Origin of the sequence: Priestia sp. AB, from assembly GCF_028369225.1 — a bacterium.
GTDB lineage: Bacteria > Bacillota > Bacilli > Bacillales > Bacillaceae_H > Priestia > Priestia megaterium.
Map to the genome: position 1 here is coordinate 231,398 of NZ_JAQMYN010000007.1, position 22,472 is coordinate 253,869.

The following is a 22,472-nucleotide window of genomic DNA, read 5'->3' on the forward strand; positions in this document are numbered from 1 at the left end:
CTAAAAAGAAAGGGTACTCGTTAAAGCACCCTTTCTTTTTCATTTATCGCATGCCTTTTTTATACGGATAACCCGTAGTTGCGGCAAAGATCGGCCAATCCGCCAGAAAAACCGCTGCCAATGGCATTAAATTTCCAGTCGTTTCCGTGCTTGTATAGCTCACACACCACAACAGCTGTTTCGATTGAAAAATCTTCGCCTAAATCATAACGAAGCACTTCTTCATTTGTTTCGGCGTCAATGAGACGAACAAACGCGTTGGATACTTGTCCAAAGTTTTGTCCTCGAGCATCTGCGTCGTGAATGGTGACGCTAATTCCGATTTTTTCAACGTGGTCAGGAAGAAGAGAAAAATCAACGGCTATTTGCTCATCGTCTCCATCTCCTGCACCCGTACGGTTGTCACCGGTATGCTCCACAGCGCCATTGGGACTTTTTAAATTGTTGTAAAAAACAAACTCCTCGTCATTTAAAACCTGACTTGATTTATTGGCTAAAAATGCACATGCATCTAAATCGAAGTCCTGAGACCCAGCATATTTATTTGTATCCCACCCAAGACCTACTATTACTTTTGTTAAGCCTGGGTTCGTTTTGGTTAGGTCAATACGCTGACCTTTTGATAAAGAAATTGACATAAAAACATCCTCCGTACATTTTCTTACTTTAATGATTAGGCGTTTAAACCAAAGTCGTTTACAAGTGCCGCTAAGCCGCCTTGATAGCCGCTGCCAATAGCATTGAACTTCCATTCTCCACCGTGTCGATACAGCTCGCCTACCACGACCGCTGTTTCGATCGAGAAGTCTTCACCTAAATCATAGCGAATTAACTCTTCGTCATTTGTTGCATTTAAAATACGAACGTAGGCATTGCTTACTTGGCCAAAGTTTTGACCGCGCGCTTCCGCTTCATGAATCGTAATGGTGAACGCGATACGTTCAATAGATTGAGGCACATTTTTCAAATCTACTTGAACCTGCTCATCGTCTCCTTCACCTACGCCTGTACGGTTATCTCCAGTATGCTCAACCGCTCCGTTTGCACCCGTCGTATTGTTGTAAAAAATAAAATCAGATTCTGAAGCGCATTTTCCCGCTCCGTTTAATAAAAAGACAGATGAATCTAAATCAAAATCGTTTCCACCGTCATACTTATTTACATCCCATCCAAGACCTACTACTACGTTTGTTAATCCTGGATTCGTTTTTGTTAAATCTACTTTTTGTCCTTTTGAAAGATTAATAGCCATTTCGTTTCCCTCTTTTCAAGTTGTTTATTTTGTATATTTATTTGCAATTTCTCCCAATCCAGTATCTCTCGTTGCATCTCCAGTTGCTGAAAACTTCCATTCATTCCCGTCTCGGTAAATTTCACCTGCAAATAGAGCGGTTGCTCCTGAATAGTCTTCAGATAGATTAAAGTAGACAAGCTCTTCGTTTTTAGCGCTGTCTACAACGCGAATAAACGCATTTTTAATCATACCGAAATCTTGGTTTCGCTCAACACACTGATAGATGTTGACCACAAACGCAAGTTTATGTACGTTTCCAGGAACCTTTTTTAAATCAACAAAAATTTGTTCATCGTCTCCTTCACCTGCTCCGGTAAGGTTATCGCCTGAATGCTTAACGCTCCCGCAGTTACTGTGACGATTTCCAAAATACACAACGGCTGAGTTACTTACAAGCTTATCGTTTGAATTGAGCATAAGAACAGATGCATCACAGTCGATACTTGGTCCGTTTCCTCCGAAACCAAAAAAGCTGCGTTTTTTTACAGGATCCCATCCTAATCCAACTGTAATAGAAGATAGGCCTTCTCTTCCTTTTGTTAAATCAATTTTTTGACCTTTTTGTAGATTAATAGCCACTTTTATTTACTCCTTTACTGTAACGAACATATTCTATTTCAGGTTCTATATAGCTCTATATCATAGCGCAGATAAATGAAAAAATAGTGAAATTTTTATACCACTTTTAACGTTTACGTAAATCTTCTTTCCATGGAAAGAATACCACAATTTGGTGATTGTTTCAAAAATTAAGCGGTCTGTTATAGGGTAAATTAATTGATTTAAAGTTTGAAAGTAAAGATAATCTACTAAAAAAAGACTGTCTCTAAACCGGAAATCCGAGTTATGAGACAGTCTTTTTTGACTTATTGAGCTATTTTTAAAGTAGGTTCTTGCTGTTCAGCTGTTTTAGCAGCTGCCACGTTTTGAATGCGTCCTTCAGCTGTGTATTCAAACGGGCTGTTAAGGGTTTTAATATAGTTTACCGTTGCCTGTAAATCTTCTGGTCCCACTTCCATATCTGAAGAAAGTGCACCAATACCGTATTTTTCGTTTCCGTACATATAGTTATTGACTACTACTGTATATTCTTTTTCTTTGTCAATTTTACTTCCATCTGGAAGCGTGATATCGACTACTTTATTAGTACTACTGTCCCACTTATAGTTAAAGCCTGCAATATGGAAATCTAGTCCGGATGAGGTAATTTGATTGTTTAACACCGTTTCTAGATCTGCTCCGCTTAGCTTTACTTTATTTAAGATGTTGCCAAACGGCTGAATCGCAAACAAATCACCGTATGTTACGTCACCTGCATCAAGCTGTGAACGAACGCCTCCGCCATTCATTAAAGCAAAGTCAGCGTTCATTTCTGCTTTCATGCCGTCAGCAATTAAGTTTCCAAGCGCGATATCGCCTGTTAGCCCGCTAGACGGATAGCCTTTTGCCAAATCTGTAGATGACTTCCCAACCACTTCTGCTTTAATAGGTGCTGCTAAGTCTTCGTACTTTTTCATAATGCTTGAAACTTCAGGATCTGGCGTGTAGTCTTTTTGGTATACGGTCACAATTTTTGCATCTTTTTTCACGATGTCACCCGTATTATCGATTTCAACGTCTACGTCAGAAAACGCTGAGCCGTATGAATAAGCTTGAACAATTAGTTTGTTATCTACTACTTTGTTGTTGTATACGTGATTGTGAGCTGAAAAGATAACGTCAACTTCATCGTCAACTTTTTTAGCAATATCTGCTGCATCAAACTCTGTAGAAGTTCCATTTTGATTAGATGGATTATGAGCAAGTACCACAATTGCTTTAATACCTTGCTTTTTCAGCTCTTCTGTATATTTATCAATCGCTTCTGCTTCGTCCGTAATTTTTAAGTTTTCATTTCCTTTACGAACGATCATGCTTGGCGTTTCTTGTGTGACAACGCCGATGAAGCCGATTTTCTTGCCGCCTACTTCTTTTATTGCGTAAGGCTCCGTAATTAATTTATTAGTTGAAGTGTCATAAGCATTTGCCGCTACAACCGGGAAATTCATGCCATCGTACCCTTTTGTTCCTTTTGGATGGTCTCCGCCTTCAATCATACGGTGAAGCTCAGCAATGCCTTCATCAAACTCATGATTTCCAAGCGTACCTACATCAAATCCAAGTGATTCCATCACTTCAACAGTTGGCTCATCTTGAAACAGCGCTGAAACTAACGGGCTTCCGCCAATCATATCTCCAGCATGAACTAAAAGCGTATTCGGATTTTCAGCTTCTTGTTTACGAATAGCTGCTGCTGTATATTTCATATTTCCAGCTAAAAGCGCTTGGCCATTTGAATTGATTTTTGTATCTGTATCGAGCTGACCGTGCAGGTCGTTCATGCCTAAAAGCTGAACCTTTGTATTATCTTTTGATTCGCCGTTTAAATTGATTTTGTAAATACCGAATCCTTTGTCATCCGTTTTATTTGTATACGTAATGTTGCTTCCTTGAGTTAAATAGCTTTCTCCGCGCGGTGAGCTTGTGAACGTCACGTTAGCCGTTCCGTTAATTGGTGCAATGGACCAGTTATCGTCAGCTGTTGGTGTAATTTCTTTTTGCTCAGTGATGTAGTCCATTAGAATTTGACGGTTTTCATCCGCTGAATCCACCACAAGCTCGCTTCCTTTTAGACCAGGGAAGTTTCCGCCTCCGCCAGCTCGGTAGTTATTTGTCACAACGATAAACTCTTGGTTCGGATCAACCGGCTTGCCGTTATACGTTAAGTTAACAACACGGCTTGAATCTCCGTGAATCACGTTTCCATTCACATCGTATTTTGCTGGTTTTGTGACGTCAATTTGGTATTGAACGCCATCGATTACGTCGAAATTATAAACAGGGAAGCTTGGGTTTAATAATTCCTGCTCTTCTGTTTTATTCGGTGTAATTTGATTAAACTTACCCGCAGACATATCAATCCAGTCTTTTACAACAGAACCTTTTACTTTAACCGCTTTTAACGTGTTGTCATATAGATACAGGTCGCCAGCGCTTCGGATCGTTAAGTCACCTTTTTTAATTTCCGTATATTCATCAACGCCGTTTCTTCCTGCTTTAAAAGGTGCTCCAACTGATAAAATTGGAAGGTCTTTGTATTCCGGCTTATTTTGAGAAACATATTTTTCTACGTAATCTTTTTGTGCGTTTGTCACAACTTGAATAGATGGATCATCTTGCACAAGAGAAAAATAGCTGTGGATATCATCGGTCGTTTTACCGATTGGTGTGTTCACGTATTTAACCGTTGCATCATGATCTTTTTGAACTGCTTTAACAACGCCTTTATCCGGTTCTACCGTACTTTGCGTAACCGTTTTCCCTGACGCGTCTTTTACGTCTTTATACGTTTCACGCGTGGACGATTGAGAGCTTACTACTTTCCATTTTCCTTTTTCTTCTTTTAACGTTAAGTCGATTAAACCAAGTGACCCTCCGCCGTAACCTGCTTGAACAGCCGGAACGCCGTTGATCGTTCCTTTTGCATTATCAACTCCAGGAAGAGGTTTTTTATCTGCTCCGAGGAACAAACCGTCTAGCGAAGCTTCCGTTTTAGCAGGGAAGACTTTATGCGTGTGTGAAAACGTAATAGCGTCAATGCCTTTTACTTCACTTAATGAATAAATGACATCTTCCGTGTTTTGCTTGTTGCTGCTAAATCCAGAGTGAGCCATTGCAACAACTACGTCTGCACCTTTTTTCTTCATTTCTGGAATATATTTGTTGGCTGTTTCCACAATGCCTTTTGTAATGACTTTTCCATCAAGGTTTGCTTTATCCCAATCGTTAATTTGAGGCGGCACAAAGCCAATGAAACCAACTTTAATGGTTCGTTTCTTTCCATTTTCATCGACGACTTTTTTATTCATAATTTTATAAGGCGTAAATTTATTTTTATCGTTTTTCGGGTTGTTGTCATGATCATCAACGTAGACATTGGCATTTATGTAAGGAAAGTTCGCGTCGTTATACGCTTCTGTTAGGAAGTCTAATCCATAGTTGAACTCATGATTTCCAAGCGTTGCAATATCATAATCCAGCTGATTCATTGCTTTAAATACAGGATGAACTTCCCCTTTTTTCAGCGGGTCAATCTTAGCTTTGTACGTGCCTAGAGGCGTTCCTTGAATGAGGTCTCCGTTATCTACTAATAAGCTGTTTTTTACTTCTTTTCGAGCGTTTTTGATTAAGGTAGCGGTTTTAGCTAAACCCACTTTCTCGTAAGAGGCATCTTTAAAATAATCATAGTTTAATAGATTCGTATGAACATCGGTTGTTTCCATCAGGCGTATGTTCACAAGCGCATCTTTTTTATTATGGCCTTGATGCTTGCTTTGCTGTGAGCTTTGTCCAGGATGACGTTCTTCCGCTCCTGCCTGTGTAGTTAAAAGAGGCATCGATAATAGAGAAAGTGCCAGTGATGTGGATAGGATTTTTTTCGTTTTACTACTTTTGTTCTTTTTCATCTACCATTCACCTTTCAAGTAAGTTATCATCGCTATAAATCTAGCAACTGTTCAAAAATAGTATAGCAGAAAAGATTTATAAAGGATGTAAATTTTTTGATTTTTTAGTAAACCATTTGTATGCGTTTTATTAACTTTTTGTAAACCGAAAAAATTTTTTTAGTTTCTCTCTTCAAAACCCAGGACTATAGTTTTTATTAATTGGATGAACCCTCCTTTTCAAATGAGTCTTATTACCTAATACATCAACGTTCCCACACCCTTTTTTAATTCAAAAAAAATTTATTTCAAGGGGTGTGTATATATGTACTATACATAGGATATGAAAAGCAGACATTAAGTTTGTCACAGCTTCTAACAAAATTTCGTAGATATAAAAAAGAAAGAAAAGGTTTTTGTCTTCTAATAAATAGATATATTTATATAATTTTACATTTACAACAAAGAAACGAGGTTGAGTCATAAGACATAACTACATCAAACCTACGTTTACCTGCAAATAAAAAAATCCGAACGAAGTTGATTCTCCATCAAGAATCTTGATTCATCGTTCGGATGTTCTTTAGTTAACATACTTTTTTCTCAGCCGCGTTTTCTTACTGACCTAATTCTTTAATTTGTTTCATAATACTTGATACATCTTGAATTGATTGAAACAATTCACTGTTTTTTAGCGCTTCTGGATTGAAGCTCCCATCCTTTATATTGGCTTCATACGCTTCAATTCCACTAATGATTTTTTCGTTTTGTTGAACAAGCTGATCGTGCACATCAGAAGCGATGTCAGGAGCTTTTGTTTGATTAAATTCTTCAGCTTTCCCTTTCATTTCCTGCAGCTTTTGCTCTAGCTTCTTTATTGCCTCGTCGTCATTAACAGCTTTTTCTGCTAGAGGCGGTATTTCTTCAGCAAACTTTTGTGCTTCACTCACGTAATCTTTCGCATCATTTGCGTAGTTCAGCGTACTGCTTGTATCTTCAAAAAAAGAACAGCCGCCGACCATAAAAAGAACAGCAGTTGATATGACTAGCATCCACTTTTTCACTTAGCACTCAACCTTTCTTATTTTCTTTTCTGCTATCTTCTTTTCGATTTTCGTTTCTTTAACTCTTTCATAATAATGGGGACAGCTTTTTTTATTCCTTTTTTTACAGCGGGGCTTTTTAACAGTCTCGATAGTTTTGACATTTTCAAGCTCCTCTCTCATTTTGAAATAACAAAAAACACCTTTACCACATGTGGTAAAGGTGTTTGTATCCAGACCTTTACCAATGGCAACATTGGCAAAGGTCTCGCTAACAATTTGCATTGTCAATAAAGCCGGAGATAATAATCTCGAAATGACGACTTTACTGCAAGAGCTACTCCCCTTTGAGCAAAACAGCATTTTTTGTTAACACAATCATAACGCACGTTCCTGAATATCGTCAACTTATACGGAATTAGTACACGTCTTTTTTGGTAAATACCAGAAACGACACGAGCAGCCCGGCAAGTCCCCAAATGGTTAAAACACCCAAGGAAAACCCTAATGTCATTCCTTCAGTCGGAGGAGCTGTGCCTTGCAGATAAGAAGTTAAATTTAAATTAACCATAAACAAATACTTAGCTGAATGCCATGAAGAAACCATGCTGCTTAAAATTGTACCTGCAATCAAACAAGCAAGCATCACACCCATACCCGCAGCTGTACTTTTAATTAAAACAGACAGCATAAAAGCAAGCGTTCCAACAACTAGTGAGACAAACCAAGCAAGACCAAACTCCATTAAAATATATCTCCACTGCGAAATTAAATGGACGTCCGCTGTATTTAAGTCATTTCCCTGTACGCTAAACCCCGTAAGAATCGGGGCTGTCCAGCCTTTAAATCCAAATACAACACCAGAAATGAGGTACGACAAAACGCCAAACATTAAAATTAAAAACGAGACGGACATGACGAGCGTGATGTATTTACTAAGCAGGATTTTCCACCGTTTCACAGGCCTCGTCAACAATACCTTGATGGATCCCAAGCTGTACTCTGAAGACACTAAATCCGCTGCAATAATCATAATCATCAGAGGCAGCAAAAGCTGAATGGCGTTTTCAATGAACCCTCGCACAAACGTTGGCGCTCCTGGTTCTGAAGGATTGATATCGTTATCTAAGTAATACTGCTGCTGCGCCACGCGAATTTCAAGCTGCTTGCGCCAATCATCTGAAATTTGGCTTCCGCTCAGCCGGTTTTGCGTATCGATAATTTCTTGCTGCAGCGTACTGCGCCAATCGGTCGTTCCTAGCTTTTCTTGAAGGCGCTGCGTTTCGCGAAGCTGAGCATAGGTAAACATGGAAATCAAAACTCCCATGATAAGCGTAACGATTAACAGGCGCTTTTTTCGAACGAGCTTGATCATTTCATTTTGAACCAAACTAATCAATCGATTCGCCTCCTGTCATTTCGATAAATAAATCTTCAAGAGTTGGAAGCTTTCGATTCATTTCTTTTACCGTTACTCCTGCTTGAATGAGCTGTTTATTCCACTCTCCCACTTCAGCTTCTTCATAAAACGTCGTGACATACTCCCCCTGCACTTGTACAAAGTCCGTCACTTGTTTTAAAACGTCTATTCCTCCGGGCTGCGGATCTAGCTTCCATAGTAAACGCTCTTGCTGAGTTAACAGGGTCTTCACCGATTCTGTGTGAATAACTTCTCCTTTTGCGATAATCGCTACTCGGTCACACATTAGCTGAATCTCGCTCAGTAAATGACTCGATACTAAGACGCTTAGACCTTCACTTTCAGCTAAAAAGCGAATAAATTTACGCATATCCCGAATCCCAGAAGGGTCTAGTCCGTTCGTTGGCTCGTCTAAAATAAGTACTTTTGGTTTTCCGAGAAGCGCTTGCGCAATTCCTAAACGCTGCCTCATACCTAACGAATACGTGCGAACTAAATCGTGGATACGCTCTTGCAAGCCAACTAATGCCACAACTTCATGAATGCGTTCTTCCGTCATAGAAGGAATCATGCGTGAAAAGTGCTGCAGATTTTCCCAGCCGCTTAAGTATGGATACAGCTCAGGATTTTCAACAATACAGCCGATATGCTCCATCGCTTTTGTAAACTGCTTCGATACGCTGTATCCACAAATATAAATGGAACCAGCCGTCGGGCGAATCAAGCCGACAAGCATTCGAATCGTTGTCGTTTTACCGGCTCCATTGGGTCCTAGAAAGCCGAACACTTCGCCTCTTTTTAGTTCAAAATCAATATTTTTGATAATTTCTCGTTTTCCTATTACTTTTTTCAGTCCTTTTACTGAAAGCGTTACTTCACTCATATCATTCCCTCCCTTACCACGTAATAAGCGATGCTACACGTTCTGCAATCAGCTTGTAGCCTTTTGCATTAGGATGAAACTTATCGGTATATAAGTAGTCATCTACCTTTAGCTGAAACAAATCAAAGGTCGGAACAAAAACAGTTTGCTTATAATTAGCACTTAATTCACTGCTTTTGTAATTCCATTCTCGTACAATAGCCGTTGTCGTTTTTGCATCTTGCAGGTTACTAAACGGATTGTATAAACCAATCAAAAAAATCGTCGCCTCTTTATTTGCCGACCGGATACTTTTTAAGATGCTGTCTACGTTTTTTAAATAGTCATTTTCTAGCTTTTGAATATTGTTTTTATTTAAGTTTTGCAGCGTTTGTCCGCCTTGAAATAAGTCATTTCCGCCAATCGTAATCAACACGGTATCTGCAGATTTAATCTGCCGCTGAATCTGCTGCTGCTTTACTTGACTTGCCAGCTGCGAAGACGTTTGACCTTTTATACCAAAGTTACTTAAGAGAATTTTTTTCTTCGTTTTTTCTTCAAGATTATCTTTTAAATACCCAACGTATCCTTTTCCCGCTGCGTCTCCTGTTCCTCTTGTCAGGGAATCACCTAAAGCGACAATCGCATAATTCTTGGTGCTTTTGTTACTGCTGCTTGTTTCTTGCTTTGGCTTTGGCATTTCTTTTACAGTAGCTTTTGAGGCGCTAACATAATCATAAATAGACATTCCAAGTCCCGCTGCAAACAGCAGACACGAAATAATCGAAATAAAGGATACAATCCATACCCACTTTCCTTTCGCTTTCACTGGCTGCACTCCTTTTCGTCTTTTTAGTTATCTTTTTTTAGAGCTTCAACTGTTTTTAGTAAAGCGGACCAGTCTAAATGACCCCAGCCATTTTCGATTCCTTGTTCATAATGACCTTTAACAAGCTCTCCTAACGGAAGCGGAGCGGACACTTTTTTGGCTGCATCAATAGCCAGGTTTACATCCTTTAATCCAAGCTCCAGCTTGAACCCGGCTGGATCAAAGTCTCTTTTAGCAATTAAATTTCCGTAATTTTTATACACAGGAGATGCAAATAAGCTATTAACCACTTCAAGAAACTCCTCCGCTTGCATGCCATACTGTTCTACCATGACTACTGCTTCAGAAACAGCTTCTAACATCGATACTAATAAAAAATTATTGCCAAGCTTAGCTACATTTGATAAGTAAGGCTCGTCTCCTACAGTAAAAATAGTTTGACCAATCGCTTCAAACAGCGGCCAAACGTGCTCTCTTGCTTCTTTATTACCTGCAACTATTACTTTGAGAGCCGCGGCTGCTGCTGCGTCGGGGCGACCTAAAACAGTCGCTGCAACAAAATGCTGTCCTGATGCAGCATGTGCGCTTGTTAATTTTTGCGATAAATCTACGCTAATAGTACTCACAGAGACGTGAATACCACCTTCTTGAAGGCCTGCAAGTACACCGACTTCTGAAAGCGTTACTTCTTCTAAAGCCTCATCATTTGAAAGAATCGTAAAGACAAGATTCGCTTCTTGTGCTGCTTGAGCAGGTGTCTCCACAACCTTTGCTCCTTTTTTCACAAGACTTTCCGCCTTTGAAGCAGTGCGGTTATAAATCACAAGTTCATGACCCGCTTTTATCATATTTTCCGCCATCGGTAATCCCATATTTCCTAAACCAATTAAACCCACTTTCATCTTTACCACTCCATTTCAGCACTCAGTATGTACATTTATACTTGTTTTCTACCTTTAGAAAAACCATATTTTCATTATTATATAACTACAGTAAAAGCGAATACAAAGAATAGCCTTTCTAAAATGTTCAAAATGTGACATTTTTTAGACGTGTCTTATGAAAAACTTGTCAAAAAAACAAGGATAGTTTTCAAATAAAGCGCTTGCAATCATAGGAAATTTCTGCTAAGATATAAGAGAATTATTTTTGTTCGGTGGGGATGTATGAGTATTGTCACTTTTCGTCTTTAGATTTGAGCAAGAATAGTACCACAATGTGCGAGTCCGCACGAGGAGGCAACAATTATGGAACAAGGTAAAGTAAAATGGTTTAACGCAGAAAAAGGTTTTGGATTCATCGAGCGCGAAGGTGGAGACGATGTATTCGTACACTTCTCAGCAATCCAAAGCGAAGGCTTCAAATCTTTAGACGAAGGTCAAGCTGTAACATTTGACGTAGAACAAGGTCAACGCGGACCTCAAGCTGCTAACGTTCAAAAAGCATAAGAAACACAACATATCAGAAACAGATCCTTTAAAGGATCTGTTTTTTTGTGTACAAACATAAAAAAGCCCTGTTTTTCAACAGGGCCAGTCGGTACAAATACAGAAGTAAAGTTAATGGTACTCTTAGTATAGCACAAGATCATAACAATCTATACGAAATAATAAAATAAAACTTTCATCCGGTACGTTTACCTATGTTTATAGCTATTCCAGACTCTCTAGGGCGCTCGCAAATCGTTTGATTCCTTCTCGAATGACCTCTTCTTCCCCTCTGCCAAACGTAAAGCGAATAGCTCCGCTTTGAGAACTCAGCACGCTTCCTGGTACAAAAGCCACACCTCTCTTAAGCGATTCTTCCAATAGACGATAGTCATCGACCGGCTGATTCACTTTGCACCATAAGTGAATCCCGCCTTGAGGTGAATCGAAAGATACTTTTGATCCGAGCAATTCGTTCAGACTCGACGACAGGGCATACTCTTGCTTTTTGAGCTCTTGTCTAAGCTTTTCAATATGCGAAGAAAATGTAGGAGAATCTAAGAATTGATAAGCAATCCACTGCGGAAAGATGCTGTGGCCAAAGTCAATTTGCTGCTTAGCGTCTGCCAGGCGCTGAATCACTTGCTCCGGCCCCACTATCCAGCCAATTCGAAGGCCCGATGCCACAATTTTAGAAAGCGAGCTGATATAGAGGACATTTCCGTTCTCGTCCATCGATTTCAGCGTTTGATGTACATTTCCGTCAAATGCCGTGAGTGAATAAGGATCATCTTCAATAAGCGGAATGCCGTATTCTGAAGAAAGCTCTAAAAACCGCTTTCGGCGCGCTTCTGATAACACAATACCGGTCGGGTTTTGATAATACGGATTTAAAAAAACCATACGAATGCGATGCTTTTTATGTAATTCTACTAAGTCCTCCGGGTTGGCTCCATTTTTATCTACAGGCAGCAAAAACGTTCGTAAACCTGCTGATTGAAAAAGCGGCAGTGAATAGCTATAGGATGGATCTTCAATCGCTACTGCATCTCCTGGTTTTAACAAACACTGAACAATCAAATGAAGTGCTTGCTGTGCACCTGATGTAATTAAAATGGAATTAGCATCGGTGGAGATTTTCCGGTACTCATGAACATGAGCAGCAATAGCGTCACGCAGACGTTCATTGCCGTGAGGATGATCATAGCCTAAATGCTCATTAAACGGCATGCCCGCTAATATTCGCTGAAAATCTTCACTTGGAAATAAGCTAGGAGCTAATTCTCCGCTGGCTAAGTTTACAAAATCCGTTCGCAAAGCTTCGCTTCTTATTCGCTGTACGAGCGGTAAGTTAGGCAAAAATGAACCGTCTTCTACATATCTCCCCCAGTTTGGAATACGTTTACGGGAAATTCCCCAGATGCTCGAACTAACTCGCGTGCCGCTTCCTTTTTTACGTTCTACGATTCCAAGTGCCTGCAGTTCTTCATAAGCAGCTACTACCGTGCTTCTGTTCACGTTTAGCTCAGCAGCAAGCGTTCGTTCTGATGGCAGCATAGAATCCGGCGGAAACGCTCCCGATGAAATACAGCTTTCAATATATTCTGCAATTTGTTTATAAATCGCTTTTTTGCTAGCGCGATCTGGTCTCCAGTTCATGCGGCGTCAGTCCTTACATTTAAACTTTCTTATTAGTAGTTTATCCTTTATCTCTCTTATCTTAAAGCAGTTTTATAAAAAAAGACCATCCAATTCGGTGTTTTTTTGCTCATCCACTTTACAAAATAAATATAATATCACCTCTTTTCATTTGCCAGCATTTAAGTTTACATAATAATTTTATAGTTAATTAAAATACATTCACCATTCCAACAAAAAAAATCCAAACGAAGTTGATTCTCCATTAAGAGCTTCAATTCATCGTTCGGATCTTTAAATACTTTCGTCACAGCCTCTTTTTTATAGAGGCGGTAAATCTAGCTTGCCTTCTTGAAACAATTCTTTCACCATATGCTTGGCATAACCCGTTGCTTGTCCTAGCGTAATCTTAGCTGGCATAGGCGCTTCGTTTGCATCAACGATTACATCGATAATACACGGCTTGTTTTGCCTAACAGCACTTTCAAAAGCCGGCAACAGCTCTTCTTCTTTTTCTACTCGGTAGCCAACACCTCCGCAAATATCTGCATACCTAGCAAAGTTCGGATTTGTTAAGTCTGTGCCGAATTCAGCATTTCCCATTACTTCTTGTTCAAATTTAATCATACCGATTTTATGGTTATTAAATAGCACCACAACTAGCGGAAGATTGTATTTAACAGCTGTAATAAAATCTGCCATCGTCATCGCAAAGCCGCCGTCTCCACAGACCGCAAACACCTGCTTCTCGGGATAAGCAATTTTTGCAGCAAGTGCGCCCGGCAGCCCGCAGCCGAGAGTCGCTAGCCAGCTTGAAATCACAAACTGCTGATTTGTCATACGAAAATGACGCGCCATCCACACTGTGACGTTTCCTACATCTACGGACAAGACCGCGTTATCATCCGCTACGTGCTGAAGCGCTCGAATCACTCGCTGAGGCTTGATAGGTACACTTTCTTTGGCTTCTTGGGTATCAAGCTGATTCCACCACTTTTTCATACGTTCTTGACTTTGCTCTAAAAACTGGCGATGCTCTGAGCGGCCAACGTTTTCTAAAAACCACTGAACCGTTGCTTTCGCTTCTCCTGCAAGCCCTGCATCTACAGGATATCTTTTGCCAATTTGTGAAGGATCAATATCAATATGAATCGTTTTCGCATGGTCTGGCAAAAAGCCTGTAAACGGATAGGACGTTCCAATCATGATGAGCGTATCCGCTTCTTGCATCGCTTCATACGCTGGCTTTGTACCGATTAATCCAAGTCCTCCGAGACAATATGGATGTTCATCCGGTATTGCGCCTTTTCCAGGAAGCGTAAGGACAATAGGTGCTGCGATTTTTTCTGCAAATGCAAGCAGCTCTTCTCTCATTTCATGTGTGCCTCGACCGGCTAGGATAACCGGGCTTTCCGCTTTACCAATCAAATCTTTTGCTTTTTCAAGGTCTTCTCTGTGAGGAAAGACGTCTTGTTTAACGATTATGCTTGATGTTTCTCGTGCTTCTGATCCGACTTCAAAACGAGGAATATCATCGGGAATGGTTAACACAGCCACACCTTTTTTAGCATACGCTGTTCGAATTGCTTGATTAACAACAGTGGGAAGCTGTTCAGCGGACATGATTCGCTGATTATATACAGCCACGTCATCGAACATTCGCTCTAAATTAATTTCTTGAAACGCATCGCTTCCGATGAGATCGGACTCCACTTGCCCTGTAAGTGCTAACACGGGAGCTTTGTCTAACTTTGCATCATACAAACCATTCAGTAAATGAATCGCTCCCGGTCCGGCAATAGCCGTGCATACACCGATTTTACCGGTTAGCTTTGCATATGCAGCCGCTGCGAGAGCTCCCGCTTCTTCATGCCTCACTTGAATAAATTTAATTTTATCCTGGGCTTTGCGAAGCGGTTCAATAATTGAATTAATGGAGTCTCCTGGCATGCCGTAAATATGATCAACGCCCCATTCAATTAACAGTTCAATCAGTTTTTCCCCTGCTTTCTGTTTAAACATATGACTGACCCCTTTCTTCTTATATATAGAGATAGTGTGACCTGATACGCTCTTTCTTACTTATTTTCACTCATATAATTTTCGTTTTCATTCATTAAATGAATGAACCACTTTCGTTAAATTTTCTTCATTCCTTGCAATTATCATTATCTTTTGCTATTCTATAAGAAGAATTATTTTTGTTCGGCAACAATCGATAGGTGAATACTTTCGTCTTAAAGATTTTGATCATGAGCAAGGATAGTAATACAATGTGTGCATAGCACACGAGGAGGCAACATTCATGGAAAAAGGTACAGTAAAATGGTTTAACGCAGAAAAAGGTTTCGGATTTATCGAGCGCGAAAACGGCGACGATGTATTCGTACATTTCTCAGCAATCCAAAGCGAAGGATTCAAATCTTTAGACGAAGGTCAAGCTGTAACATTCGACGTTGAAGAAGGTCAACGCGGACCTCAAGCTGCTAACGTTCAAAAAGCATAAGTAGAAAAAGACTCTGATTTCAGAGTCTTTTTTTTATGTAGAACCACGCATAAAACCTTTTTAACGTGCAGTTTGTACACGTTATTATAAATAATAAACTAAAAAAGTCTCTTCATCCCGAAGAGACCTTTTGTGGAAGAAATAGTTGAAGAAATAAAGTGTGGATGTTGCTTCGTCATTATTTTTTAATAACTAGCACCAGCCGCCGAAGCAAGAAGCGCCGATGATGATTAATAAGATGAAAAGTACAATGATTAAAGCGAAACCGCCGCCGCAGCCACCGCCGCCATAACCACAACCGTATCCGTAACCTCCGTAGTATCCCATGTGTTTCACCTCCATTTGCTATACTTTAAGATATGTGGATTTAGTTAAATTGCTCCTAATAATTCCATAGAACTTTTGAAAATGTTTGTCATACACTAAAAATACTGCGTTTTTCAAACATGCCCCATAAAGAGATAAAGCATTTGATTTTATGGGCATTTACTCCTCTTTTCTTTATCTTTCAAAAATGTAATCGCTCCCTTTTTCATGAATGTACACCGTGCTGAATACCTTTAGTTATGTACACTCACACGGGAGGGATTTAATATGTTAACACTCGAAATTTCAAAGCAAATTGTTAAAAACGTCTACCCTATTGTCTTATCGAATCGGAGTAAAATCTTTCAAGAGGAAGTGAGCGTCGCCGCTTTGCAAGACTACTTTGGTCTTGATCATGCCTTTAGCGTGTATGCAGCTGCCACCATTATTTATCAGCTAGAAGCCGACGGGTATGTATCCAAACCTCTGAAGCGCAATGAATACAAGCGAATTTTGCTCAAATAAAAACAAGCATCCCCGCAAGGATGCTTGTCTTATTTATAGCTATACCTGTCGAATAACTGCTCGACTCTTTTATGGTAATCGGCAAGGTAGTCAGAAAGCTCAGTTTTACTCAATTTATTTGCCTGTTCCTCAAATAGTGACAGCAGCGAAATTTTAATCATTGCCATTTCCGTTTCCGAGCGATTTTCATTTCGCAAATCTTTTCTTAAATTCCACAGGCTTTGCTCCATTTCATGCTTCAATTGTTCTAGTGAGTGTGGTTCTTCAGATCCGGCACGAATATCTTTTTTAAATCCACTCATCTTATCACTCCTCGCATTTACACCTGCTAGATAGTATCTAATGTATACTATACCATAAATAACTATACGAGGCTTAAGCATGCCTTTTAAGCAATTGGTCACAAAATAAAAAACATCTCGTTGGATGTCTTTAACGTTACCTTTTATCTTACTTCGTCTTCTTCACCTTTTACATATTTAAAAAATGAATCAATCATTTCGTTTAAAAAATCATTGCGATCTTCAAAATTCATAATTTCTAAAAATTCCACAATATCCTTATCTAAACTAATAGAAGCGGGAACATAAGCAGTCGCTTCCCTTCTTTGCGGGAATGGAATCACATTATTTTTCTTCTTCATAAAACACCGTCCTTTTTCTGTGCTTTACTAGTGTAAGCTTTCAAGGAACGATTTGCAAGTCCCTCTGATGTAAAATTTTATATAAATATTCTTCTGAAAAGCCAGGGTATATCTTTAGCTGCTCAAGTAGGCCCATTTGACATTAGCTTTTTCATATTCTGGCGTCATATTAATAATTCGCTGCTGTTTTCTCTTTTCCTTTTCGCATCTTTTAGCAAATTTAAACACAAATATTTTAAAAGAGGTTTTTATTTCCTTCGTATAGGCTAAAGAAAGGAAACAACATTTTTATATGGAGGGGTTACAAATGATTGCATTAACTGGAAAAGTTGCGCTTGTGACGGGAGCGGCGTCTGGAATTGGACGCGCTTCAGCCATTACACTAGCTGAACAAGGAGCGCGCGTTGCTCTTTTAGATTTAGACGAAGAAAAATTACAAGAAGTAAAAGAGACCATCATGTCGAGCGGCGGAGAGTGTATAACCATTAAAACAGACGTATCTGACTCTGAAAGTATAAAAGAGAGTATCGAAACGATCAGCAGCTTATGGAGTCAATTACATATTATTTCTATTAACGCAGGCATCAACGGTACATTCTCTTCTATTGAAGAACTATCACCAGAAGATTGGACAAAAACGATTGATACAAATTTAACAAGTACTTTTTTAACCGTAAAGCATTCTATTCCTTATTTGAAAGCTCAGGGAGGAAGCATTATTATTACTAGCTCAATTAACGGCAACCGTACATTTTCAAATATCGGCATGAGCGCATACAGTTCCTCAAAGGCTGGCCAAATGGCGTTCGGCAAAATGGCAGCTCTTGAACTTTCTACATACGGAATACGGGTAAACGTCATTTGTCCAGGAGCAGTTGATACAAATATTGAAAGCAATACATTCCGTCAAGAAGACAAATTAAAAGAAGTAGCGATTCCAATTGAATATCCAAATGGCAATCAGCCGCTTGCTAAACGCTCGGCTAAGCCCGAAGAAGTAGCAGATTTAATTTCCTTTTTAGCTTCTGACGCGTCCAAACATATTACCGGAAGTGAAATGTTTATTGACGGCGGAGAATCGCTGCTGTAACGTACAAGCCCCTGCATTATCTGCCAGGGGCTTGTTTTTTGCTTTTATGAACAACTTCTACTCCACCCGAAGCAGATATAATGCTGCCTGTAATCATATCTGAGTTTTCCTCGGAAAGAAACTCAATAATACGCGCAATGTCTTCTCCCGTACCTGATCGGCCCACAGGCGTTTCCTTGTCTTCTAGTAATCTTGCTTTTATAATATCACTTTCTTTCATGTCTCCTACAATATCTCCGGGACAGACCATATTGGCCGTAATCCCGTATTCGGCTACTTCTAGAGCAAGCGATTTGGTCAGAGAAGCTAGCCCTGACTTAGCGGCACTAAAAGCCGCGCGGTACATCCATCCAGGGGTGTGCTCTACATTTTGAAAACCGTATGTAATAACCCTTCCAAACTGCTGCTCTTTCATAATAGGAACAACCGCTTTTACAAAATGAAAAACGGAGCTTAAATTCCCTTCCAGCATTTCATACCATTCACTGTTTGTGTACTCTATTAATTTTTTTCTTTCAAATACATACGGACCTGCATTATTAATTAAAACATCAATACGTCCAAATCGCTCCATAGCCTGCGCAACGACGTGTTCAATATCTGCTTTATTCGTTATATCTCCTTCTACAAACTGTACGTTGTCTTTATATTGATGCCATTCTTCTTGCAGTTCTCGTACTTTATTTTTATCACTGCGAAAATGGACGGTAACAGAATACTGCTTTTTTAAAAACTGTTCTGTTACCTTCTTGCCAATACCTTTATGACCCGCTGTAATCAATGCATGTTTCATCTACCTTCACCTCTTTCACTCTACTTATCTACTATATATTAGACAGCTCCTTAGTTTCTCCTTTACTAACAGAAAAAAGCCCTTGACGAAAGGGCCTTTCTTTTACGGTCTTAACAAAATTTTCCCTGTACTTTTCCGGCTTTCAAGCAGCTCATGTGCTTTCGATCCGTCTTTTAAGTCAAATACCACAGGATCGGTTAGCACAAGCTGACCTTTACTGATCCACTCAAACAGCTGCTGTGAACGTACTTTACGTTCTTCATATGACACAAGCACGTTCCATAAGTCCCCGCCTGTAAGCGTTTTAGAGGTATCCATCAGCATACGCGGGTCGACCGGGGCCGGATCGCCTCCTGCCATTCCGTAAAATACCACGGTTCCGCCTGTTTTTACGGCTTCAAAGCTTTTTTCTAGCGTAACCCCTACAGATTCGTAGGCAGCATCTGCGCCTCGCTTCGTTACTTTTTTCACTTGTTCCACCCAGTTATCTTCGTATAAAAAGACATAGTCAGCGCCTGCTTGAGCCGCTGCTTTTGCTTTTTCAGAAGATGACGTTAAGCCAATAACCTGTCCCCCTAATAGCTTGGCAATTTGAACTAAAAGCTGCCCTACGCCTCCAGCAGCTGCGTGAACAAGTACATAATCGCCCGGCTGAATGCTGTAGCTGTCTTGTGTTAAATAGTGAGCCGTTAACCCTTGCAAAAGCACAGAAGCAGCAGCATCAAACGAAATATCGTCAGGTACAGCAATTATTTTATCTTGTGGCACGGCAACAAGCTCTGCATTTGCAAAAGGAACGTCAGCAAAAGCAATGCGGTCTCCTACGTTAACATGACTTACTTCTGCTCCTACTTCTTCTACCATACCTGCTCCTTCATATCCTAAAATATACGGAGGTGTACCCGTTAAGTGGTAGTTCCCTTTTCTTCGGTACACATCAGCAAAATTAAGTCCAATTGCTTTTGTTCTTACTAGTACGTCTGTTGGACCAATAGAGGGGTTCGGTATATCTTGATAGTGAAGAACGTCAGGTCCTCCAAATCTTTCAAATACTAATGCTTTCATATATAAGTTACCTCGTTTTCTTTATGTATTCCCTTTCATCGTAATTCAACGAGATAACAAACACAAGTTTCTTACTCAGCAAAAAACGCTTTGTCTCATGAGGAGACAAAGCGTTTTTTCAATTTGTTTGCGCTACAGCTTCTTGCATCGTTCCATTTTTTTGATAAGACGTATGAAAAGAAAAGGCTTTTTCAAGAACGTGCGGTGTTTGTCCGCCTCGCGTGAGCGCTTCTTCGTAATACGCCATAAGCTGGTCGCGGTACATTGGGTGGGCACAATTTTCAATGATGCATTTTGCCCGTTCTCTTGGAGCGAGTCCGCGCAAGTCTGCGTATCCTTGCTCTGTTACAATCACATCAACATCGTGTTCCGTATGATCAACGTGCGAAACAAACGGCACTATGCTTGAAATATCACCGTTTTTAGCAATGGATTTTGTTACAAAAATACCGAGACGCGCATTTCGGGCAAAATCTCCTGATCCTCCGATTCCGTTCATCATTTTTGTTCCCATCACATGCGTGGAGTTGACGTTTCCGTAAATGTCTAGCTCTAGGGCAGTGTTAATAGAAATCAGTCCTAAGCGACGAATGATTTCGGGATGGTTTGAAATTTCCTGCGGGCGAAGAATGAGCTTATCTCGATAGGCTTCAAAATTAGAGAAAACTTGTTCCATTTTATCTGCTGAAAGCGTAATTGAGCAGCAGGAAGCAAACGTAACTTTTCCTGCGTCAAATAAATCAAACACAGCATCCTGCAATACTTCTGAATACACCTCTAAATCATGAAACTCTGAGCCTAACAAACCGTGGAAAACGGCATTTGCCACAGATCCAATTCCAGATTGTAAAGGAGCAAGCGATTCAGTTAATCGCCCTTCTTTAATTTCTTCACGTAAAAATGAAATCAAATTTTGAGCCATTACAACCGTTTCTTCGTCAGGTGCTACAATCGTAGACGGTGAATCTAGCTGATTTGTAAATACAATACCCTTTACTTTATCTAAATCAATTGGTATGCCTAACGAACCAATACGATCATCAGATTTTTTCAAAGGAATTGCATCTCGCTGTCCTTGAACGCCCGGATCATACAGATCGTGAATACCTTCTAACAGCTCTGGCTGCGCTGTGTTAATTTCAATAATAATAGATTTTGCATGCTCGGCAAACACCATTGAATTGCCAATTGACGTTGTTGGAATCATCATTCCGTCACCTGTGATAGAAACCGCTTCCAAAATAGCGAAATCTATTGAATCTAACACGCCTGAACGTACCCATTCAGAAGTATGCGATAAATGCTGATCAATAAACTGAAATTCACCTTCATTAATTTTTTTACGCATGGTAGGGTCCGCCTGAAAGGGCAAACGTTTATTTAACATGCCTTTTTCTGCAAATAGCTTATCCACATCTGACCCAAGTGAAGCACCGGTATACACGCTTACTTTTATCGGTTCTGTTTCCGCTCGTTTCGCTAGCGCAAACGGTACAGCTTTGACATCCCCCGCGCGTGTAAAACCGCTTAGACCAAGGGTCATTCCATCTTGAATCCAAGATGCTGCTTCTTCAGCAGAGACAACGCGATTCTGTAGTGCTTCATGCTTAATTCGACTGCAAACGTTTTCCATTCTGTTCACTCCTTGTTTTCGCTCTTTTTTACCATTTTACTGTAAAGCAAGCGTCTACAAGAGTTTTTGGAATGAAATGGACAAAAATAGCGATAAAACAGCATATTTGATGATAATTAAGCAAAATGACGGTTAAAACCCAAGGAGTTTTCGAAAATAGCTGGCGTACGACTGACTGACCGGAATTTTTTCTCCGCTGCTCATTACTAGTAAAAAAGTTGAATGTGTATCAGGATAAATTTCTTGAATTTGCGTCACATTGACGATAAAGGAACGATGACAGCGCACAAACTCTTCTTTTGGAAGCACATAATCAAATTCATTTAACGTGTATTTATGCGTACCCGTATACTTCTGTGCGTACACATATGTTTTTCGGTCACGCGCTTCTACGTAGATAATTTTTGAGAAAGGAACCGGTATCCATCCCTCGTTCACCTTTAACGTCACAACTGACTTTCCGCTCGTTAACGCGGGAAAAATCGCCGTCACGCACCCTTGAACCTCTCCTTCGTCTAAGAAAGGCACGGCCATGCCGTAGTAAGGCGTGCCAAACACGTCTCGGTGAATAAATTCTGATACTTTTTGCTTTCGTTCTAATGCTTTATATGTAATCGTTCCTTTTTTAATTTGATCTCCAGGGCTGATTTTTAAATTAATTCGTTTACTTGCCCGGTAATACACGTACGTTTCTAGATCTGAAACGGCAATCGACGCTTCATCAGAGAACAATTCGCTGATAACGTCTAATAATGCTGAAGCTTTAAATGGTTTCATCTTTTCACCTTCTTTTGTCTAGTCAAACACGCTGCTTCTTTATTGTAGCGCAAAAGCAAAAGCTAGTGGGAAAGAAGCATGGAATTTATCTTTTCAACTGCATAAAATTTCTATTTTTTCACAACATAAAACAATGA

22 protein-coding genes are annotated in these 22,472 nt (G+C 39.9%); 4 read left to right on the plus strand and 18 right to left on the minus strand.

Annotated elements, in window-relative coordinates; translation table 11 throughout:
- Window positions 1-59: 59 nt before the first annotated feature.
- The 9 genes from POF52_RS21440 to POF52_RS21480 all read right to left on the minus strand — a co-directional run bounded on the left by POF52_RS21440 (window position 60) and on the right by POF52_RS21480 (window position 10,834).
- On the minus strand, window positions 60-638 hold the full coding sequence (locus tag POF52_RS21440; RefSeq protein WP_098621926.1) for a TerD family protein: 579 nt from the start codon (window positions 636-638) through the stop codon (window positions 60-62).
- A 35-nt stretch (window positions 639-673) separates the two neighbouring features.
- On the minus strand, window positions 674-1,252 hold the full coding sequence (locus tag POF52_RS21445) for a TerD family protein (protein WP_013057396.1): 579 nt from the start codon (window positions 1,250-1,252) through the stop codon (window positions 674-676).
- Window positions 1,253-1,276: 24 nt separating this feature from the next.
- Window positions 1,277-1,873, minus strand: coding sequence for a TerD family protein (locus tag POF52_RS21450; protein WP_176585350.1), 597 nt, complete (start codon window positions 1,871-1,873; stop codon window positions 1,277-1,279).
- 287 nt (window positions 1,874-2,160) lie between these two features.
- Window positions 2,161-5,799 carry a multifunctional 2',3'-cyclic-nucleotide 2'-phosphodiesterase/3'-nucleotidase/5'-nucleotidase gene (locus tag POF52_RS21455; protein ID WP_271994727.1) on the minus strand — a complete coding sequence of 1,213 codons (3,639 nt, stop codon included), beginning with the start codon at window positions 5,797-5,799 and terminating at the stop codon, window positions 2,161-2,163.
- A gap of 596 nt (window positions 5,800-6,395) precedes the next feature.
- Window positions 6,396-6,842: a DUF6376 family protein gene (locus tag POF52_RS21460; RefSeq protein WP_271994729.1), complete on the minus strand. Its 447-nt coding sequence runs from the start codon at window positions 6,840-6,842 to the stop codon at window positions 6,396-6,398.
- A 397-nt stretch (window positions 6,843-7,239) separates the two neighbouring features.
- A complete protein-coding gene (locus POF52_RS21465; protein WP_013057401.1) occupies window positions 7,240-8,220 on the minus strand; it encodes an ABC transporter permease in 981 nt (326 codons plus the stop codon).
- Window positions 8,213-9,124: an ABC transporter ATP-binding protein gene (locus POF52_RS21470; RefSeq protein WP_271994733.1), complete on the minus strand. Its 912-nt coding sequence runs from the start codon at window positions 9,122-9,124 to the stop codon at window positions 8,213-8,215. The genes POF52_RS21465 and POF52_RS21470 overlap by 8 nt, the downstream gene beginning before the upstream one ends.
- Before the next feature lie 13 nt (window positions 9,125-9,137).
- Complete coding sequence (locus POF52_RS21475; protein WP_271994735.1) at window positions 9,138-9,932, minus strand: GDSL-type esterase/lipase family protein; 795 nt, start codon at window positions 9,930-9,932, stop codon at window positions 9,138-9,140.
- Window positions 9,933-9,955: 23 nt separating this feature from the next.
- A complete protein-coding gene (locus tag POF52_RS21480; protein WP_271994737.1) occupies window positions 9,956-10,834 on the minus strand; it encodes an NAD(P)-dependent oxidoreductase in 879 nt (292 codons plus the stop codon).
- 345 nt (window positions 10,835-11,179) lie between these two features.
- Here POF52_RS21480 and POF52_RS21485 point away from each other — a divergent pair, with 345 nt between their 5' ends.
- Window positions 11,180-11,380 (plus strand): cold-shock protein, encoded by a 201-nt coding sequence (locus POF52_RS21485; RefSeq protein WP_013057405.1) that lies wholly within the window; start codon window positions 11,180-11,182, stop codon window positions 11,378-11,380.
- A 204-nt stretch (window positions 11,381-11,584) separates the two neighbouring features.
- Here POF52_RS21485 and pdxR read toward each other — a convergent pair whose 3' ends face one another.
- Together pdxR and POF52_RS21495 are read right to left on the minus strand one after the other, a co-directional pair.
- A complete protein-coding gene (pdxR, locus tag POF52_RS21490; protein WP_034651371.1) occupies window positions 11,585-13,018 on the minus strand; it encodes a MocR-like pyridoxine biosynthesis transcription factor PdxR in 1,434 nt (477 codons plus the stop codon).
- A gap of 300 nt (window positions 13,019-13,318) precedes the next feature.
- Window positions 13,319-15,019 (minus strand): pyruvate oxidase, encoded by a 1,701-nt coding sequence (locus POF52_RS21495; protein WP_271994741.1) that lies wholly within the window; start codon window positions 15,017-15,019, stop codon window positions 13,319-13,321.
- A 283-nt stretch (window positions 15,020-15,302) separates the two neighbouring features.
- Between POF52_RS21495 and POF52_RS21500 the strand changes: the two genes are divergently transcribed.
- The gene (locus tag POF52_RS21500) at window positions 15,303-15,503 is read left to right on the plus strand and encodes a cold-shock protein (RefSeq protein ID WP_013057408.1); all 201 of its coding nucleotides are present in this window, start codon (window positions 15,303-15,305) and stop codon (window positions 15,501-15,503) included.
- A gap of 192 nt (window positions 15,504-15,695) precedes the next feature.
- On the opposite strand, the gene POF52_RS21505 is transcribed toward POF52_RS21500, so the two are convergent.
- Window positions 15,696-15,830, minus strand: coding sequence for a YjcZ family sporulation protein (locus POF52_RS21505; RefSeq protein ID WP_057235960.1), 135 nt, complete (start codon window positions 15,828-15,830; stop codon window positions 15,696-15,698).
- 267 nt (window positions 15,831-16,097) lie between these two features.
- Between POF52_RS21505 and POF52_RS21510 the strand changes: the two genes are divergently transcribed.
- Window positions 16,098-16,334: a hypothetical protein gene (locus POF52_RS21510; RefSeq protein ID WP_013057410.1), complete on the plus strand. Its 237-nt coding sequence runs from the start codon at window positions 16,098-16,100 to the stop codon at window positions 16,332-16,334.
- A gap of 29 nt (window positions 16,335-16,363) precedes the next feature.
- Here POF52_RS21510 and POF52_RS21515 read toward each other — a convergent pair whose 3' ends face one another.
- Window positions 16,364-16,636, minus strand: coding sequence for a hypothetical protein (locus POF52_RS21515; RefSeq protein ID WP_013083497.1), 273 nt, complete (start codon window positions 16,634-16,636; stop codon window positions 16,364-16,366).
- Between the two features lie 143 nt (window positions 16,637-16,779).
- Entirely contained in the window at window positions 16,780-16,977 is a 198-nt protein-coding gene (locus POF52_RS21520; RefSeq protein ID WP_271994745.1) for a hypothetical protein, read from the minus strand.
- A 307-nt stretch (window positions 16,978-17,284) separates the two neighbouring features.
- Here POF52_RS21520 and POF52_RS21525 point away from each other — a divergent pair, with 307 nt between their 5' ends.
- The gene (locus POF52_RS21525) at window positions 17,285-18,067 is read left to right on the plus strand and encodes an SDR family oxidoreductase (RefSeq protein WP_271994747.1); all 783 of its coding nucleotides are present in this window, start codon (window positions 17,285-17,287) and stop codon (window positions 18,065-18,067) included.
- 16 nt (window positions 18,068-18,083) lie between these two features.
- On the opposite strand, the gene POF52_RS21530 is transcribed toward POF52_RS21525, so the two are convergent.
- From POF52_RS21530 to POF52_RS21545, 4 genes are all read right to left on the minus strand, one after another.
- A complete protein-coding gene (locus tag POF52_RS21530; protein ID WP_271994749.1) occupies window positions 18,084-18,860 on the minus strand; it encodes an SDR family oxidoreductase in 777 nt (258 codons plus the stop codon).
- Between the two features lie 102 nt (window positions 18,861-18,962).
- A complete protein-coding gene (locus tag POF52_RS21535; protein WP_271994751.1) occupies window positions 18,963-19,925 on the minus strand; it encodes a quinone oxidoreductase family protein in 963 nt (320 codons plus the stop codon).
- A gap of 118 nt (window positions 19,926-20,043) precedes the next feature.
- On the minus strand, window positions 20,044-21,558 hold the full coding sequence (locus POF52_RS21540; protein WP_271994753.1) for an acetyl-CoA hydrolase/transferase family protein: 1,515 nt from the start codon (window positions 21,556-21,558) through the stop codon (window positions 20,044-20,046).
- A 132-nt stretch (window positions 21,559-21,690) separates the two neighbouring features.
- Window positions 21,691-22,335, minus strand: coding sequence for a LytTR family DNA-binding domain-containing protein (locus POF52_RS21545; RefSeq protein ID WP_013083502.1), 645 nt, complete (start codon window positions 22,333-22,335; stop codon window positions 21,691-21,693).
- Window positions 22,336-22,472 lie beyond the last annotated feature (137 nt).